General features: G+C 67.9%; 1 pseudogene. It reads right to left on the bottom strand.

Annotated features, from left to right (window positions below):
* Positions 1–574, bottom strand: a pseudogene (locus tag J7528_RS24045) (ice nucleation protein); the annotation flags it as partial.

Genomic DNA, 574 nt, shown 5'->3' with positions numbered 1-574 from the left:
ACTCAGGGCCGACAGGTTGGTCGTCGACAGCGCGTTCAGCTGGGCCGTGGTCAGGGCGGCGATCTGGGTCGTCGCCAGTTCGCCGACATCCGTGGTCGTCAGCGCCTTGATCTGGTCGGTCGACATGCCCTTGATCTGCGTCGCGGACAGGACCGCCACCTGGGTGGCGTTCAGGGCCGAGAAGCTGGTCGTCGAGAGCGAGCCGATCTGGGCCGCCGACAGCGCGCCGATCTGGGTGTCGGCCAGTTCGCCGATGTCGGTGGAGGTCAGGCCCTTCAGCTGAGCCGCCGTCAGACCCTTGATCTGCGTCGCGTTCAGCGTCGCCACCTGAGTCGCGTCCAGGTTCGAGAACCCGGTGGGCGTCATGCCCGCCAGCTGGGTCGAGCTGAGCGCCCCCACCTGCGTGTCCGCCAGGGCGGCGATGTTGGTGGAGGTCAGGCCGGCCATCTGGCTGGCCGTCAGACCCTTGATCTGCGTCGTGGTCAGCGCGCCGATCTGGGTGTTGCTCAGCAGGCTGATGTTGGTCGACGAGATCGCGCCGAGCTGGGTCGAGGTCAGGCCGCCGATCTGGGTG

This window comes from Caulobacter sp. (genome assembly GCF_017744445.1).
Classification (GTDB): domain Bacteria; phylum Pseudomonadota; class Alphaproteobacteria; order Caulobacterales; family Caulobacteraceae; genus Caulobacter.
Note: the sequence above shows the minus strand (reverse complement) of the source record. Positions and strands in the feature narration are given on the sequence as shown.